Source organism: Arthrobacter sp. SAFR-179, assembly GCF_059414945.1.
In genome coordinates, this window is the sequence record NZ_JBPFDM010000010.1 from 88,454 (window position 1) to 103,800 (window position 15,347).

At 66.3% G+C, this 15,347-nt stretch carries 15 protein-coding genes; 6 read left to right on the forward strand and 9 right to left on the reverse strand.

Annotated elements, in window-relative coordinates; all coding sequences use genetic code 11:
* The first annotated feature begins 430 nt into the window (after positions 1–430).
* Entirely contained in the window at positions 431–1,636 is a 1,206-nt protein-coding gene (locus tag ACR65K_RS15485) for a beta-propeller fold lactonase family protein (RefSeq protein WP_440153837.1), read from the forward strand.
* A 2-nt stretch (positions 1,637–1,638) separates the two neighbouring features.
* Complete coding sequence (locus ACR65K_RS15490; RefSeq protein WP_440153839.1) at positions 1,639–2,484, forward strand: class I SAM-dependent methyltransferase; 846 nt, start codon at positions 1,639–1,641, stop codon at positions 2,482–2,484.
* Between the two features lie 30 nt (positions 2,485–2,514).
* On the opposite strand, the gene ACR65K_RS15495 is transcribed toward ACR65K_RS15490, so the two are convergent.
* The 3 genes from ACR65K_RS15495 to ACR65K_RS15505 form a co-directional block, all read right to left on the reverse strand.
* On the reverse strand, positions 2,515–3,090 hold the full coding sequence (locus ACR65K_RS15495; RefSeq protein ID WP_440153840.1) for an HNH endonuclease: 576 nt from the start codon (positions 3,088–3,090) through the stop codon (positions 2,515–2,517).
* A 155-nt stretch (positions 3,091–3,245) separates the two neighbouring features.
* Positions 3,246–3,548, reverse strand: a complete 303-nt coding sequence (locus ACR65K_RS15500; protein ID WP_440153960.1) for a YciI-like protein — start codon at positions 3,546–3,548, stop codon at positions 3,246–3,248.
* A 159-nt stretch (positions 3,549–3,707) separates the two neighbouring features.
* On the reverse strand, positions 3,708–4,370 hold the full coding sequence (locus ACR65K_RS15505) for a TetR/AcrR family transcriptional regulator (RefSeq protein WP_440153841.1): 663 nt from the start codon (positions 4,368–4,370) through the stop codon (positions 3,708–3,710).
* Positions 4,371–4,469: 99 nt separating this feature from the next.
* On the opposite strand from ACR65K_RS15505, the gene ACR65K_RS15510 reads away from it, so the two are divergent.
* The gene (locus tag ACR65K_RS15510; protein ID WP_440153842.1) at positions 4,470–4,919 is read left to right on the forward strand and encodes a nuclear transport factor 2 family protein; all 450 of its coding nucleotides are present in this window, start codon (positions 4,470–4,472) and stop codon (positions 4,917–4,919) included.
* Positions 4,916–5,806, forward strand: coding sequence for an SDR family oxidoreductase (locus tag ACR65K_RS15515; protein ID WP_440153843.1), 891 nt, complete (start codon positions 4,916–4,918; stop codon positions 5,804–5,806). The genes ACR65K_RS15510 and ACR65K_RS15515 overlap by 4 nt, the downstream gene beginning before the upstream one ends.
* A 103-nt stretch (positions 5,807–5,909) precedes the next feature.
* Here ACR65K_RS15515 and ACR65K_RS15520 read toward each other — a convergent pair whose 3' ends face one another.
* The 4 genes from ACR65K_RS15520 to ACR65K_RS15535 form a co-directional block, all read right to left on the reverse strand.
* Complete coding sequence (locus tag ACR65K_RS15520; protein WP_440153845.1) at positions 5,910–6,683, reverse strand: DeoR/GlpR family DNA-binding transcription regulator; 774 nt, start codon at positions 6,681–6,683, stop codon at positions 5,910–5,912.
* 137 nt (positions 6,684–6,820) lie between these two features.
* Positions 6,821–7,825, reverse strand: a complete 1,005-nt coding sequence (gene pdxA, locus ACR65K_RS15525) for a 4-hydroxythreonine-4-phosphate dehydrogenase PdxA (RefSeq protein ID WP_440153847.1) — start codon at positions 7,823–7,825, stop codon at positions 6,821–6,823.
* Complete coding sequence (locus tag ACR65K_RS15530) at positions 7,825–9,027, reverse strand: four-carbon acid sugar kinase family protein (protein WP_440153849.1); 1,203 nt, start codon at positions 9,025–9,027, stop codon at positions 7,825–7,827. Before ACR65K_RS15530 ends, pdxA begins: the two co-directional genes overlap by 1 nt.
* Complete coding sequence (locus ACR65K_RS15535) at positions 9,024–10,013, reverse strand: 2-keto-3-deoxygluconate permease (RefSeq protein ID WP_440153850.1); 990 nt, start codon at positions 10,011–10,013, stop codon at positions 9,024–9,026. The genes ACR65K_RS15530 and ACR65K_RS15535 overlap by 4 nt, the downstream gene beginning before the upstream one ends.
* 163 nt (positions 10,014–10,176) lie before the next feature.
* Here ACR65K_RS15535 and ACR65K_RS15540 point away from each other — a divergent pair, with 163 nt between their 5' ends.
* Together ACR65K_RS15540 and ACR65K_RS15545 are read left to right on the forward strand one after the other, a co-directional pair.
* Positions 10,177–10,380, forward strand: a complete 204-nt coding sequence (locus tag ACR65K_RS15540) for an antitoxin MazE-like protein (RefSeq protein WP_440153852.1) — start codon at positions 10,177–10,179, stop codon at positions 10,378–10,380.
* A complete protein-coding gene (locus ACR65K_RS15545; RefSeq protein ID WP_440153854.1) occupies positions 10,377–10,703 on the forward strand; it encodes a type II toxin-antitoxin system PemK/MazF family toxin in 327 nt (108 codons plus the stop codon). The genes ACR65K_RS15540 and ACR65K_RS15545 overlap by 4 nt, the downstream gene beginning before the upstream one ends.
* 12 nt (positions 10,704–10,715) lie before the next feature.
* Here the strand turns inward: ACR65K_RS15545 and ACR65K_RS15550 are convergent, their stop codons facing one another.
* Complete coding sequence (locus tag ACR65K_RS15550) at positions 10,716–11,954, reverse strand: Wadjet anti-phage system protein JetD domain-containing protein (protein WP_440153856.1); 1,239 nt, start codon at positions 11,952–11,954, stop codon at positions 10,716–10,718.
* Positions 11,944–15,345 carry an ATP-binding protein gene (locus ACR65K_RS15555; RefSeq protein ID WP_440153961.1) on the reverse strand — a complete coding sequence of 1,134 codons (3,402 nt, stop codon included), beginning with the start codon at positions 15,343–15,345 and terminating at the stop codon, positions 11,944–11,946. Before ACR65K_RS15555 ends, ACR65K_RS15550 begins: the two co-directional genes overlap by 11 nt.
* Positions 15,346–15,347 lie beyond the last annotated feature (2 nt).

Consider the following 15,347-nt stretch of genomic DNA (forward strand, 5'->3'; position numbering starts at 1 on the left):
CGCCCATGCCGTCGTCGTGCCGCCTACCCTGCCTGCCGACCACTGCCCGGGCAGCCGGAAACACACCAAGGGATTTTTCCCCCTATCCAGCCGGGGCCTCGTCTGCGGAAGATTACCCCCATGAAAAAGCTCGTGCTCGCCAGTCTCGCCGCACTTCAAAACAGGTAGTACCGGTCCAAAAGACAGGTACGGGCCAACGGTGACCGTGGTTTTACCTGGTTTATAGACTCCGCTCACGCCGTATTTTCGGCCAGCCTTCAGAGGGTGGCTTCCGAAGTCCGCACGCTCCACAACAGGATTTGCTCTTCAAGCAGGGGGAAACGTGATGCAGCTACTCAATACAGGCCGGCGATACCAAGGTCCACGTTCGTCAGCTCCCGGCCTTCGCGGCCGGCGTGGTGCACTCATCGGGACTATCCTGGCGGCCCTCGTGCTGGTAGGCCCTGTCCCTGCAAACGCGGCAGCCACCGTCACCTCCACCATCCCGGTCGGTCCAAGCCCCAGAGAGGTTGCTTTCACCCCGGACGGGTCGAAAGCCTACGTCACCAACTGGGAGTCCAACACGGTGTCGGTCATCGACGTTGCCTCGGGCACGGTGGCTTCCATGATCCCTGTCGGAGCTGGTCCGCTTGGAGTGGCATTCGCTCCGAATGGGTTGAAGGCCTACGTCACCAGCGCCGGGCCCAACACGGTGTCGGTCATTGATGTGGCGTCCGGAACGGTGACTTCCACGATCCCCGCAGGGGAGACGCCGATGGCCGTTGCGTTCGCCCCGGACGGGTCGATCGCCTACGTGACCAGCGGCGGCAGCCTTTCTGGCACAGTGTCAGTCATTGATGTGGCGTCGGGCACGGTGACCTCCACGATCCCGGTCGGGCCGCTTCCGAACGCCGTTGCGTTCGCCCCGGACGGGTCGACGGCCTACGTCACCAACGGGCAGGACTCCAACATGGTGTCGGTCATCGATGTCGCCTCGGGCACGTGGACCTCCACGATCCCGGTTGGGTCGTCTCCGACCGGTGTTGCGTTCACCCCGGACGGGTCAAAAGCCTACGTCGCCAACAACGAGGGCGACACGGCGTCGGTCATCGATGTGGCAACCGGTACGGTGACCTCCACCATCCCGGTCGGGTGGGCCCCGGACGGTGTCGCGATCGCCCCAGACGGGTCGACAGTCTACGTCACCAACTCCGGTGCCGACACCGTGTCGGTCATCGATGTGGCCTCGAATAAGGTGACCTCGACGGTCCCGACCGGGGCGCATCCGACCGGTATTGCGGCCGCCCCCGACGGGTCGGCGGTCTACGTCGTTAACACCTTTTCCAACACGGTGTCGGTCATCACCGTGGACGCAGCACCGCTGGCGTTCACAGCGGCCACACCGCCCTCCAAGGCGAACACTCGTGCAGACTATAACTACACCTTCGCCGCCACGGGTGCCCCCGCCCCGACCTTCCGTGTTCACTCCGGTGCACTGCCTGCAGGCCTCAGCCTGGATGCGGTCACGGGAGTCCTGTCCGGAACCCCCACCAAGGCCGGCAAGTTCGCGTTCAGGGTGACCGCCGCCAACGGGGTCAGCTCGCACGCCGTCACGGACCGCATCACGATCACCGTGACCAAGGCGAAGGTCCGCTGAGCGTGATCGTCCCCGATATATCCCAGAACGCCGTGTCGGTCGCGGATCACTACGACGAGCTGGATCCCATTTATCGCCGGGTGTGGGGCGAGCATGTCCATCACGGGCTGTGGGAGACAGGCCGCGAGACACCCGGGGAGGCCGTCGAGGCGCTGGTGGACACGGTCGGCGACAGGCTAAGCCTCGTGCCCGGCCAGGCGTGCATCGACATCGGCTGCGGCTACGGCTCCACCGCAAAACGGCTTGCGGTGACACGCGGGGTCCGTATCGCCGGCTTCACGCTTTCCGCTGAGCAGGCCCGCTACGCCGCAGCGTATCCCGTTCCGGACGTGGACATTCAAGTCCGCGACTGGCTCGACAACGGGCTGCCCGACGCCTCAGCCGATGCCGCGTGGGCGATCGAGTCGAGCGAGCACATGGTGGATAAGCCCAGGTTCTTCGCCGAGGCGCAACGCGTTCTGGCGCCCGGCGGCCGCTTCGTCATCTGCGCGTGGCTCGCCGAGACCGATGCCAGCGGCTGGAAGGTCGGCCACCTGCTCGAGCCGATCTGCCGGGAAGGGCGCCTGCCCTCGCTGGGCACCCGCGAGGAGTACGAGGCGATGGCTACGGCCGCCGGCTTTACGATCACCGGCTATGAGGATGTGAGCCGCCGCGTCGCCCGCACCTGGCCCATTTGCGCTCGCCGACTCCTTAAGGCCCTATTCGTCGATCCCGAGACCCGCCGCGTCGCCCTTGGCTCACGCAACCTCTTCGTTCTGAGCCTGCCCCGCATGATCCTGGCGTACCGCACCGGTGCCCTGCACTACGGGATCTTCACGCTCGAAAAGGCTGGAGAGGACGAGCGGTAACCCGCGCCTGACCCCGTTTGATTCAATGCCTCAGGGCAGTGGCTGCCGTTCGCCCACCCTGAAGGAGGACGACGGCGGAAGGTAGTCGCGCCGTCGTCGTTCCATCCGCTGCTGCTGGCTGGGAGACGGGATTCTGGCACGCTTGGCGCGGTTGCACCTGGCGCAGGCAGCGACGAAGTTCTGCAAACTGGTGGAACCGCCTTTGGACCACGGGTAGAAGTGGTCGCCGTGCTCGGCAGGGCGGCCGCAGCGCCGCCCGAGGCCGGATTCCAATTCGCACATGCCGCCGGCGCGGGCCATCCCTTCGCGGCGCTGCTGGCGGGTGAAGCGGCGCACCGGATCCCGGCGCCGGACATCCCGGCTGGTCATGACGGCGCCAACAATGACCAGCACGACGGCGGCCACCCCGGGGAGCGTCACCGCGGCGACGACATGGTCGAACATACCGCGCAGCACGCCGGCTGCGGCGGATGGCCCCGCTCCGCCGCCAGGTGTCACCTTCGCTGTGAGGGCTGACATCAGCGCGACAGCGAGCCAGACCATCACCGCCGAGTAGGCCAGGCGAAGGCCTTGTCGTGTCCAATAGATGCGCGCCAGTTCCTGCATCAATTCCCCCAAATACATTGCGCCGGAAGCCGTTGGTCCCGGTTGTCCAGGGAAATCGTATAGGCCGGCCGCAGGCCGCAGCCCCAAGTTTAGCTCAGTTTTTGGTCAGGTTCCGAGCCCAATGATTGGCCGGGTGAGCTGGGGGGCGACCGGACTTAGGGGCGAACGGGCGTGGCCGCGTCATTTCCCAGCACCGTTGTCCATGGGCTGGCAGTCCACGACGTCACGACGCCATTGATGACGTAGGGATCTGCGGCGGCAAAAGTTCTGGCGGCCTCGAGCGCGTTCTCGCCGGTGAAGATCAGCAACCCTTTGAAGGGGCCTTCGCCGACAGCCCCGCCCAGGAGAAGCTCGCCGCGTTCAACTGCCTCCCACCCCGCCCGGAGATGGTCTGCGCGGAATTGTTCGCGGCTTTCAAGGTAGTTGTCTGCGTAGGTGTATTCGAGCACGGCGTGCATGAGTGTCTCCATCTCGTTCAGGGGTTTCGATCGTTGCAGAAGTAGCCTACCCACCGGGACTCAGCCGGAAACCGGCGCCACCTCAACCTGAACCCCCGCATCCCGGAAGTTCTGCACCTGGCGCGGCCGCCGTCGTCGTTCTTCCCCGCCGGCCCTGCTTCAGCCCTCCGGAAGGAGGTTGGCCGCCAGCGTCCTGGCAACGAGGCGGCCGAACCGCTCCGCGCTCCAGCCGCGCTTGAGGACCAGGGTCTCGTAGAGTTCGGCTGAGGTGCTCAAGAACATGACATCAGCTACCTCGTCCGCTGTCAGGCCCCGTCTCAGGAACCCCCGTCCGAGCACCTGGCGCGCGTTGTGCAGCATGCGCTGGTACCGCTCGTCGTCCACGTCGCGCAGGAGCGCGGCCATGTCGTGGTCCCCGCTTGCAGCGGCGTCCCTGATGAGGAGGTAAACGGGGGAGCCCAGCGGGCTGATCTCGGTGACGAACCGGCCGAACTGCTCCATGAGTTCGCGGGGGTCCATGACAGTGACCTGTGCGCGGTCTGACCGCTCTTCCGCCGGCGGACCACCCGCGCCAAGCAGGCTTTGCTCGTAGATGGCCCGCACCAGCCCGGGCTTTCCGCCGAATCCCTTGTAGACGGATTCCTTGGAGACGCCGGCGGCGTGGGCGATCGCGGCGATGGTGGTCCGGCCGTATCCCCTGTCCAGGAACAGGGTGCGGGACTGGGCCAGCACCCGCTTCCTGGACTCCTTTGCGGCCTCCTGGCGGCGGCGGGCGTCGTAGCTGCGGGAGCGGGCTGGCGCCCCGTTGACCGCGGGTCCCATCGGGCCTAGACTCCTTTGTGTCAGTTAGATACAGCAGACTGTATCAAATTTAGCGTACCAGCCTCTCCGCCTCCCGCGACGGAACCTAAGGAGCAGATCATGGACGCTTCAGGAATCGAGCGCGTCCCCGAAGGCCCGGTGCGGCGCATGCTGGCCGCGGCCAATCGCCATGACCTTGAGACCATGGTGCCCGAGTTCGCCGAGGACTATAGGAACACCACCCCCGTCCACCCCGCCCGCAGTTTCACGGGCTCGGCGCAGGTCCGGAAGAACTGGACCGCAATCTTTGCCGGCCTGCCGGACCTCACCCTCACCGTCCATGACGCGGCCACCGGCCCGGACGGCAAACTCTGGATGGAATGGAGCAACCGGGGCACCCGGCCGGACGGATCCGAGCAGCGCGCCGCAGGGGTGGCCATCTTCACCCTCCGCGACGACAAAATCGCGGCAGCCCAGTTCTACCTCGAACCCGTGGATCACGACTCCGGCGACGTGAACCAAGCCGTCAGCGAGGCAGTCCATGGTGCAGTTGGAGGTGACCGGCCATGATCCTGGTGGTGGGCGGCACAGGCCGCCTTGGCCGCGCCGTGGTTCCCCTGCTCCTCGCCGCCGGGCAACAGGTCCGCATCATGGCCCGGGGCAAATCCCAGCCGTTCCCGCAAAAGATGGGCGACGGCGTCGAACTCCTCCGCGGCGACCTCGGCTCCGACGCGGACTGCCGGCAAGCGGTGGCTGGCTGCACTGGGGTGGTGTTCACAGCTTCGGGGTTTGGGATCAAGGACTCCAACCCGCGCGCGGTTGACCGCGACGGCGCCATCCGGCTGGTCCGCGCGGCGGCCGCCGCCGGAGTGCGGCACGTGGTGATGATGTCCATGCCCGGTGCTGCCGCGGAAGGGTCCATCGATTTTCTGCGCTGCAAGGCGGCGGCGGAGGATGCCGTCCGCGCATCCGGCATGGACTGGACGATTGTCCGGATCGGCGCGCTCCTGGAACAGCGGCTTGAGATCATGAGGGCGCCGCTTGAGTCGAAGGGCAAGGTGCCGGTGTTCGGCTCGGGGTCCGCCCCGGTGACCTATACCTCGGTCCGGGACGCGGCCGCCGTCGTGGTCCGTGCCCTCCACGACCCGGCGCTGCGGAACCGCGTCATCGAATGGGGCTCGGAGACACTAACGGCCAATGAGGTGGCGGACGCCCTGCTTGCCCGGGCCGGACATGGATCGGTGCAACGGATTCCAGCCGCCGCCGTCCGGGTCCTGTCCGTGGTTGCCAGGCCGTTTTCACCGTTCCTTGCCAGGATTGCAGGGGCGGCCGGCTGGGAAGACTCCGGGGCAGCGGCGTTCCAGCTTGGTCCGGGGCGCGCAGAGTTTCCCGACATCCCCGTCACCGGGCTGCAGCAGGTCCTTGAGGCTTCCGGTGCCCCGGGAGCTTTGACGTAACCGCGTGTCCTGAACGATATAACCAACGAACTTTCATATCTGCGCGGGGCCCACCTAAGAGGACATCTGCTGTGCGCCGGGGGCATCGTGGAGGCGGTACGGCTTACGCGCTGACCGCAGCCACCTCAACCTGAACCCCCGCGTCCCGGAACTTCTGCACCTGCCCGCGGTCGGCGCCGTCGTCCGTCACCAAAGTCCACGGCAAAGCCAGCCGTGCCCAGGCGTGGAAGGGCCGCAGGCCGAGCTTGGACGAGTCCGCTAGAACGTAGACTTCCCGCCCGCGGCGGGCCATGAGTTCCTTGAGGCGGGTCTGGGCGTGGTCGGCTTCGCAGATGCCGTCCTCGGCGGTGACGGCGTCGGCGCCCAGGAACACCCGGTCGAAGCTCATCCGCTCCAGCGCGGCCTCGGCCAGGGGACCCACAAAACTCTGGGACAAACTCCGCAGCCTGCCTCCCAGGCAGTCCACCTCGATGCCCTCGGACTCGGCCAGCTCCTGCATGGTGTTGATGCCCGGCGTGGTGACAGACAGCTTCTCGAACCCGCGCAGCTCGTGGGCCAGGGCACCCACGGTGGAGCCGGCGTCGAGCAGGATGTTCTCCCCAGGCCGGATCACGGACGCCGCCCAGCGGGCGATCGCGTGCTTCTGCTCGAACGCCTCACCCGTGCGCTGCCGCAGCGACGCCTCCGGGTGCGCGCCCAAGGCCATCGCCCCGCCGTAGGTGCGGGCCAGCCGGCCCTGCCCGTTCAGCAGCGCCAGGTCCCGGCGGATGGTGGAGGCCGTCACCTCGAACCGCGCGGAGAGCTCCTCCACGGACGCCAGGCCGGTGGTCACGGCAAGGTGGTAGATCTCCTCGCGCCGCGCGTTTGCGCTCAGCATTCCCGGTCTCCTTCCCGTGGGCATGGCGGTGGCAGTGCTAACCATGCTAGTTCTAGCCTCGCCAAGTCCTGCAGCCGGGACCCAGCACAACAGCCGGCCAGCAACATTACGCTGACCGGCCGTCCTTCTAATTGAAGCTACAGAGCCTCGTCCCGTGCCGGCGCCAGGTCCACCGCCTGACGCAGCGCCTCCAGCAGCGACTCGTGGTCCGCGATGTTCTTGCCGGCAATGTCGAACGCCGTGCCGTGGTCCACGGACGTGCGCACCACGGGCAGGCCCACGGTGATGTTCACGCCGTTCTCCAGGCCCAGGACCTTCACCGGGCCGTGGCCCTGGTCGTGGTACTGGGCCACCACCAGGTCGAAATCGCCGCGGCCGGCCAGGAAGAACAGGGTGTCCGCCGGGAGCGGGCCGAAGGCGTCGATGCCGTCCGCCTGGGCCTTCTCGATGCCCGGCTGAATCTTCTCCGCCTCCTCGCCATAGCCGAACAGCCCGTTCTCGCCGGCATGCGGGTTGATGGCGCACACGGCAATCCGCGGGTTCTCGATCCCGGAGGTGCGCAGCAGCTCATAACCGCGCTTGATGGTTCGGTACACCAGGTCCCCGTTGATCTTGGCGATCGCATCGATCAAGCCAATGTGGGTGGTGACGTGGATGACGCGCATCTTGGGCGCGGTGAGCATCATGGAGACTTCCTCGGTGCCGGTCAGTTCGGCGAGGAGTTCCGTGTGGCCGGGGAACTTATGGCCGGCGGCGTGCAGTGCTGCCTTGTTGAGTGGGCCCGTGCAGATGGCATCCACCTGCCGGTCCATGGCCAGCTGCACAGCCTTCTCGATGAAGAGGTAGGAACCGTGGCCGGCCGCGGCGGACAGCTCGCCCCAGGCGAGGTCCTCGGGGATGCAGTCGATGTCCAGCACGTCGATGGTTCCCTCGTCGAACAGGGCCTCCGACGGTTCGGCGACCTTGCGCAGGGTCAGCGGGCTGGCCACGATGTCCGCGGCGAGCTGCAGCCGGCGGAGGTCGCCGATGACCAGCATGCGCGCCTTTGACCGGAGCTCCGCGTCAGCAAGGGCCTTGACGATGATCTCCGGGCCAATGCCGGCCGCATCGCCCATGGTGATGGCAACAATCGGGCGTCCCATTATTTGATACTCATTTCAGTCGTGGTTCCAGTAAGAAATCGTGTGGTCCGGGCCAGCGTGCCGGCGTCCCCGAACGCGCCGGCCTTGGTGACCAGCAGGGGGAGTGGCTCCGGCAGCAGGCTCATTACGACGCCGGGTTCAATCTCCCCGAGGACGGTGAAGCTGCCGGCGCCGAGGGCTTTCAGGACGGCCGTGGCCGTCTCCCCGCCCGTGAGGACGAGGGCGTCGCAGTGGCCGATGCCTGCGGCGGTGGCGCGGGCCAAAGCCTCTGCCACCACAAGCGCCTGCGACTTGTCCACGGCACCCATGGGGTCCGGCGTCAGCACCACATCCGTCCGCGCCATCGCCTGGGCAACCAGATCCGGAACGGCGGTGCCGTCCAGCGTGGCGTGGTCCAGGGTGATGTGCTCGGCGCCGTCCGCGACGAGCGCATCAGTCTGCTGCCGGGCGAGGCCGGAGTAGCTGCCGATCACCGTCAGGGTCCGGCTGACGGGCCGGACCTGCGCATTTCGCGCAGCTGAAGCTTCGTCCCGGGGCGCGATGTGTCCCGCCAGTCCGCCGGAACCGACCAGGAGTGCCGGAAAGTCCAGCAGGTCCGCGGCGGCCGCGATGGTCTTGAGGTCGGCGTCGGAAACGGCGTCCAGTACGACGGCGTCAATCCCGCGGTCCTGCACGTCCCGCAGCTGCCGCGCCAGTTCCTCCGGCGTGCGTCCGCTGGTTTCCGCTGCTTCGGCGGTGAGGCCGCCAGCCGCAAGTGCCGCCGCGACGTCGCCGTCGTAGTTTCCTTTGGTGTGGGGGACACCGTTGACGTGGACGATGCCCCCGAGGGTGGTCCTCCCCGTCCCCGGAAAGGCCGGAGCCACAACCGCCAGGCCCTTGTCGCGGCCCTGCGCCAGCCGGGCCAGTGTTGCCGCGACTTCCACGCCCACGTTGCCGCGCAGCAGCGAATCAATCTTCTTGAAGATCCCCCGATGCTGGCGCAGGGCCCGGTCTGCCGCCGTCGTGACCGCCCTGGCTGCTTCCGCCGGCGCCAGGTAGCGGCTCTCGGTGTTGATCGAAAGGATCTGGGCGTCGGGCCACGTGCTGCGGACGTCGAGGATGACGGAACTGCTGCGCGTGGGCCCGTAGGCTGCGGCCGCATCCGCCGCTCCCGTCAGGTCGTCGGCGATGATTGCCCAGCGCATGGTTGCGGTGGTGTTCATACTGCTCGGGACACCTCAGGAGTTTGCACGGTCTGCTTGGCTTTCAGGCGCTTAGCGTACCAAGCGACCATGAGGGGGCAGCCGATGGCGGTGACCACCACGGAGGCGGCAACCAAAACGGTGGCCGGTCCGGCTGCGGGGGCGTAAGCGGGGTTGGCTGCGGCCACCAGCATGGGAACGGTGGCTGCATTGCCGGCGGTTGTGGCTGCCGCCAGGCCGGCAATGCCGGAGCCGCCGGTCAGCTTGTCGGCGAAGAAGAGCACAGCGCCGCCGGCGATCAGCACGAACAGGCCGAGCGCCACTCCGAGCAGGCCCGCGTTGACCACCTGTCCCAGGTTCAGGCCGAAGCCAAGCGCCAGCGCAAAGAACGGAATCAGGACCGGAGCCGCGGAGGACAGGAACTTGCGCATGGCCGGATCCAGCGCGCCCAGGATGGCGCCGAGCAGCAGCGGGATGATGGCACCCACCAGGGCCTGCCACGGGAAGGCGGACAAACCGGCGACGCCGAGGGTCACCATGGTCAGGAAGGGGCCGGATTCCAGCGTCATGACGGAGTAGGCCGCCACGTCCTTGGGCTTGCCGTACTGGCCCATGAGGGCCATGTACATGCCGCCGTTGGTGTCATTCAGGGCCGCCAGGATGGCCAGGACTGAGAGGCCCGACAGGATTCCGCCGTCTATGGGAAGTTCGCCCATGAACCTGCCGGCTATGACGCCGATGATGATGGCGAACAGGACCTTGCTGCCGAAGAGGACGCCGCCCTTTTTCAGGATGTACGGGGTGGCCTTGATATCAATGCTGGCGCCCATGCAGACGTAGAACACCGCGAGGATGGTGGTGCCGCCGGTGAAGAGCGCGCCGGTGAAGGAACCGAAGAATTTGGCCGAATCCGGTGCGAAGGTGCCGAGGATGGCACCGATGAGCAGGGGGATCAGCATCATGCCGCCAGGGACTTTTTCCATGGTGGCCTTGATGGGGACAGACATGTAGCAACCTCATTGTTGTTGGGGGAGAGGGGCCGAGCACTTGGCTCGAAGCATGATGTAGATCATATCCGCTGCTGCGCGTTTAGCGCAACTACAATTGCGCGAATTGCGCAACAAAAAGTGATCGCTGACAGAGGGGCGCGTTACATGTAACGTTGATTGCATGAGCGTTAGGGATCGCGTTGCACGGCACCGGGTTGCCATGCGCGAGCGCGGCCTCCGGCAGATTCACATGTGGGTCCCGGACACCCGTACTGAAGAGTTCAAGCGTGACGCGCGGCGTCAGGCGCTGGCTGTTGCTGCCGCGGACCAGGCCGGGGACGATCAGGACTTCATCGAACAGATTTCAGAAGACTGGCCGGAGTGAACCGCGGCGAGTTGTGGACCGTCTCCGGTGGAACTTATGCCCAGAAACCGCGCCCCGCACTCATCATCCAGGATGATCTTTTCGCGGACTCGGAGTCTGTTACCCTCCTACCCCTGACGTCGCAACTCGCAGATGCTCCATTGCTGAGGCTGACCGTTGAACCCGGCCAACTGAACGGTCTGGACCGCTTAAGCCAAATTATGGTGGATAAGTTGACGACTGTGCGCCGGACCAACCTATGGCAAAGGATAGGCCGGGTTGATTCCCAAATGATGGTGGCTGTCGAGCAGTCGCTCGCCGTCTTCTTGGGCCTGGCCCGGTAACTGCGGTCGGGCTTAGGCGTCGAGCTGCTTGAGCGCCCAATCCCAAGTAATCAGTTCCTGCTCCAGTCGAACCGCCTTGCCAAAACGGTCGACTCCGAGCGCCTCGTAGAGGGCGGACTCAGCCTCAGTCAGCCGCGCGAGCGTTGCCCGCGATGGAGCAGGTTCCTCGCTCCAGGCCTCGCGGTGCGCCAGGAGCGTTTCCTCGTCCATGAGCACACTCTGGACGTGCGGATGGACTGCCCTCAGCTGGTCCAGGATCCCGAAGCCGTGGGTGTCGATGTCACCCCAATAGAGGACCCGACAGTCCCGCAGCCACGCAGCGTCCCGCAGCGACGAGAATCCGTAGCCGCCGCCGTAAAGCGCCAACGTTCCGGCCTGCTCAGGCAGGGCCAGAAAATTGACCTGGTTCTCCGTGCCGATCACCTTCTCCACTGGCAGGGACAGGGAAGCGAACGCCTCTGCTGTCACCGTGACGTCCCGGGCTGAGCCAAGGACTTCGATGGCGGGGTCCAGAATCCGGAACCTGACCAGCTCGGGCGGATGCAGGAAGCCGTGCCGCCGGGCGAACCGGGCGGCCGGAGTGCGGGCGGCGCCGCCTTCCAAAGCGGCATCGGACTGGGCAACCTCCGGGACAGCATTCGGGTCCACCGCTTCAACCGGCGCAGGCTCCGCCGCGACAGTGGCCAACATCTGATCGATGACCTGCCGATGGCGTTCGATGAACTTGGTGTGCACGCCGGGTAGGCCAAGTTGCCGGACGTAGATCCCCGGTGACGGATTGTCGCGTAGCCACAGCGCAACCCGCGCAGCAAGCACGGCATCGGATCCCAGTTCAAGGAGCTTCAGAGGGCGCCGCGACGCCCACTCCAGCAACCTTGGATCCAGGCCGCCAAGGCTGTTGGCAAGAGACTGAAAACTTGCAGCCTCCCGTGCCTTTCCGACAAACGCGATCTCGTCCTCCACGGTGGAGAACACCGCAGCAGCCGGGATTTGATTGGAGCCAACAGTGCGCCGCCCCGCTTCCACCGTCTCCAGCGCGAAGGCACCCGTGCCTCCGGACAGCTCAGCCGCCCAGTCGAGGACCGCAGCATAACCATTCAACAGTTCGGCCGCCGTAGGACGCTTCAAGGGGCGCCGCCGCGGATACGCCCCGGACGGTTCCAACAGCTCCCGCAGCAGTGCCCCGCTGGCCCATGCCTTCAGCGACTGCGCCCGCAGGCCGGCCAGCGAAGTCCACGACTTAGCGGCCACGCCGGTCCTTCTCCTCGCGGTACTCCTGGATGGTCAGGTTCCGCAGCTGGGAATCGTCGCCGTTCGTGTTCGCCACAAACCCCACATGCGAGACGAACGGCTCGATCACATGGATCTTCTGCAGGGGAGTGACGATCAGCAGCTGCAGCTTCATCCGCTGGAACAGCTCCAGCCCGTAACGGGCCGACTCGTCCGAGCCGCGCCCGAACGCCTCGTCAATCACCACAAACCGGAAACTCCGCCCACTGCCGGCGTTCCTGCCCGCACCCTTGCCCGAACCCAGCCCAAACTGGAACGCCAGCGCCGCCGCCAGGATGGTGTACGCCAGCTTCTCCTTCTGCCCGCCGGATTTGCCGCCCGAATCCGTGAAGTGCTCATACTCCTCGCCGGTTTCGGTCCACTTCTCCGACGCCGAGAACGTGAACCAGTTGCGTACATCGGTCACCTTCGCGGTCCACCTCCGGTCCAGGTCGGTGAGACCCTCCCGTCCGCGGAACCGGTCGATTAGCCGCTCCACCTGAAGGTATTTCTGCTCCGAGTACTGGTCCTCGTCGCCGATGGTGCCTTCCGAGCAGGCCCGCAGATCGCTGCCGAACTCCCGGACATCCTGGTCCGCCGTGGCCTGCTGCTCCAGCTGGATGTGCCGGCCCGTGTTGTACGGGATGCCCGCCAGCGACTCGTTGATATCACCGATCCGCGTAACGATGTCCTGCCGCCGACTGTCCAGGTACGCGTTGAAGGCCACCACCTCGCGGATGGTATTCCGGTTCAGCAGATCCTTGAACTGATCCTCGAAGCGCGGAAGGTCGTTGCCCACCAGCTGCTCCAGCAGCCTGTCGTAGTCGGGCGCAGCCTCCAGGGACGCATCGAAGTCCGTGGTCTCGTTGCGGTACTTGTTGCGGAAGTCAGCCATCTGCCGGACCGTGCTTTCAGCCGCCCGGGCGATCCGCTTGGATAACGCGTCGATCCTGTCCGTCAGGCCGCTACGCACGGTGCTTTCCACCGTGGCGGTGTTCTTATACGTAAGCGGCTTGTCGCCAAGCGCTTCTTCGGCGAGGCGTCGGACGGCGGCCAGCACCCCGCCGTCGTCCGTCACCGGCGTCTCGGCCAGGACGGCCCGGCACTCCTCGATCGCCTCGGCGATGTCCCGTGCGTCCTTCTCGTTTGCGCCGAGGCGCTGCTGCAGCTTGCCCGACTTCTCCTCCAGCCGCTCCAGCTGGTGCGTGACCTGCTGTTGCTTGGCCATCAGCTGCTGCAGGACGTCGCTGGTGGTTTCCAAGGCGCGCTTCTCCGCCTTGAGGTCCTCAATGCTGCGGGCTGTTGCCTGCCAGCTGATCTCACCAAACTCGCTCACGGACCGGACGATGCCCAGCTGCTGGTTGTGCCGGCCAAGCGCCCCCAGCTCACGGTTGACCCGGTCCAGCTGCCCCGCCACCACCTTCAGCCTGCCCTGTACCTCATCCTGCTCGGTGCGGAAGCGGGCGATCTTCTCATGGTTGTCCCAGCCCAGCACGTAATTGCGCCTGTCCGCCAGGTCCTTGCGGTCATCCTTCTCGTGCCGGCCGCGGCCGCCCTTGAGCTGGCCGTTGACCGTCAGTGCCTTGGGGTAGCGCCGGAACTCCGCCAGGCTCTCGCAGCAGAAGTAGTCGTACCTGCTGCTGAGCTCATCCTGCAGGAAGTCCCGGAACGGGGTGCCCTGCTTGATGGCAATCTTCGCAGCCAGCGTCCCGGGCTCGGCAGCCCTGGGCGTATACGAGTCCCCGACCCGCAGATAGACCAGCCGGCCGCGCAGATTGTTGGTGTCCACCCAAGTGCTGACATCGGCATAGTGCTCCGAGGGCACTAGGAGCGAGAGGGCGAAACCCCGCAGGGTCCGTTCCGCGGCGCCTTCCCACACGGACTCACCGTCACGGACCTTGAGCAACTCGCCAACGTAGGCAAGCTCGCTGTCTTTGATACCTGTTCCCTCACAGAGACGGCGGCGGATGTCCAGCTGGGGGAGCGGGATCAGGTTGCGCCGGGCCTGCAGGCTGGTCAGTTCCGCGGCGATCTCCGCGGCCTTGGCCCGAAGCTCCGACTCCTGGATGGACAGGGCGGTGCGGTCCTCCTGCAGCGCGTCCGAGCGGCCGGCCAGGTCCTGCTCCACCTCCGCGAGGCGTGCCCGGTTGGCATCAAACAGGACCCGGTCCTCGGGAGCCTGCAGACCGAGCTCCGCCGCGGCGGCGGAGTAGGCCTCGAACCGCTGCCGCTGCTGACTGGACTTGGCGGCCAGGGCGGCCAGGTCGGCGTCGATCACTGCCAGCCTGCCGCCGCCGTTGGTGCGGATGTCCTCCTCCACCCCGGCGAGTTCCCGCCGCAGCTGCTTGATCTCGCCGTTGAGCCGCTCCGAGTCCTCCTGCAGCCGCACGCCCGTCCGCTCAAGCTCGGCCTGGTGTTCCAGGCTCAGCTGCAGTTTCCGGTCGGTGAACCATGGGTGCAGCTGGTCCCGCTGTTTGCGGGCCATTTCATCCTCGGCCCTGACCTTTGCATGCTGCGCGGCGCCCTCCCTGATGGGAGTCAGCAGCGTGATCTGGTCCTTGGCGGTGAGGACGGCGTCGTGGGCTTTCTTCAGGTCGTCAAAGTGGTGGATCAGGTTGGTGATCCGGGCGGCAACGTCGTCTTCCTCGAGCATGTTGCTGCGCACAAAGGAGGTGATGTTTTCCACCTGCTTCATGGACACGGTGCGGTGGAACAGCTCCATGGCCTGGTTGCCGCTGATCCCGAAGTGCCGTTTGAACGCCGCCGAGTACGGGTCGAAGGTGTCGTGGACAGCTGCGCCTGCTGCCCGGAGCTTCTTCTTCAGCTTCAGCGGGTCCTGGCCGAAGTTGCTGAAGTCCGCGGCGATGGACTGCTCGGCTTCGGCGAGCGAGTAGAACCGGTTGGGTGTCCCGGCCTCCTGCGCGGCCCACAAGGTGATGCCCAAAGTAACCCACTTGCCCAGCACGGCGTTGTGGAAGACACCCAGTACCACGGTCAGCTGGCCGGCCCCGCGAAGGGCCACGGGCTTCGAGTACTCCCCGCCGGTGCTCCGGGCGCTTTTGTGGAAGCCTCGGACGTAGGAGGTGAGCGACCGTTCCTTTTTCTGCGCCCCGGCCGCCTTGTTGTACTCGATCTTGTGCGCGGGCAGCAGCAGCGTGGTGAACGCATCCACCACCGTGGACTTGCCGGAACCGATGTCGCCGGTGAGCAGGCTGTTGGCCCCGTCCAGCCGGAACGTGCGCACGCCCTGGTGGAATGTGCCCCAGTTGAGCAACTCCAAACGGTGCAGCCGGAATCCCGGCGGAGTGCCGCCGTCGTCCGCTGTCTCGTCCAGGCTGAACAAGCTCTCCTGCAGGTCCGCGCCCAGGTCCATCG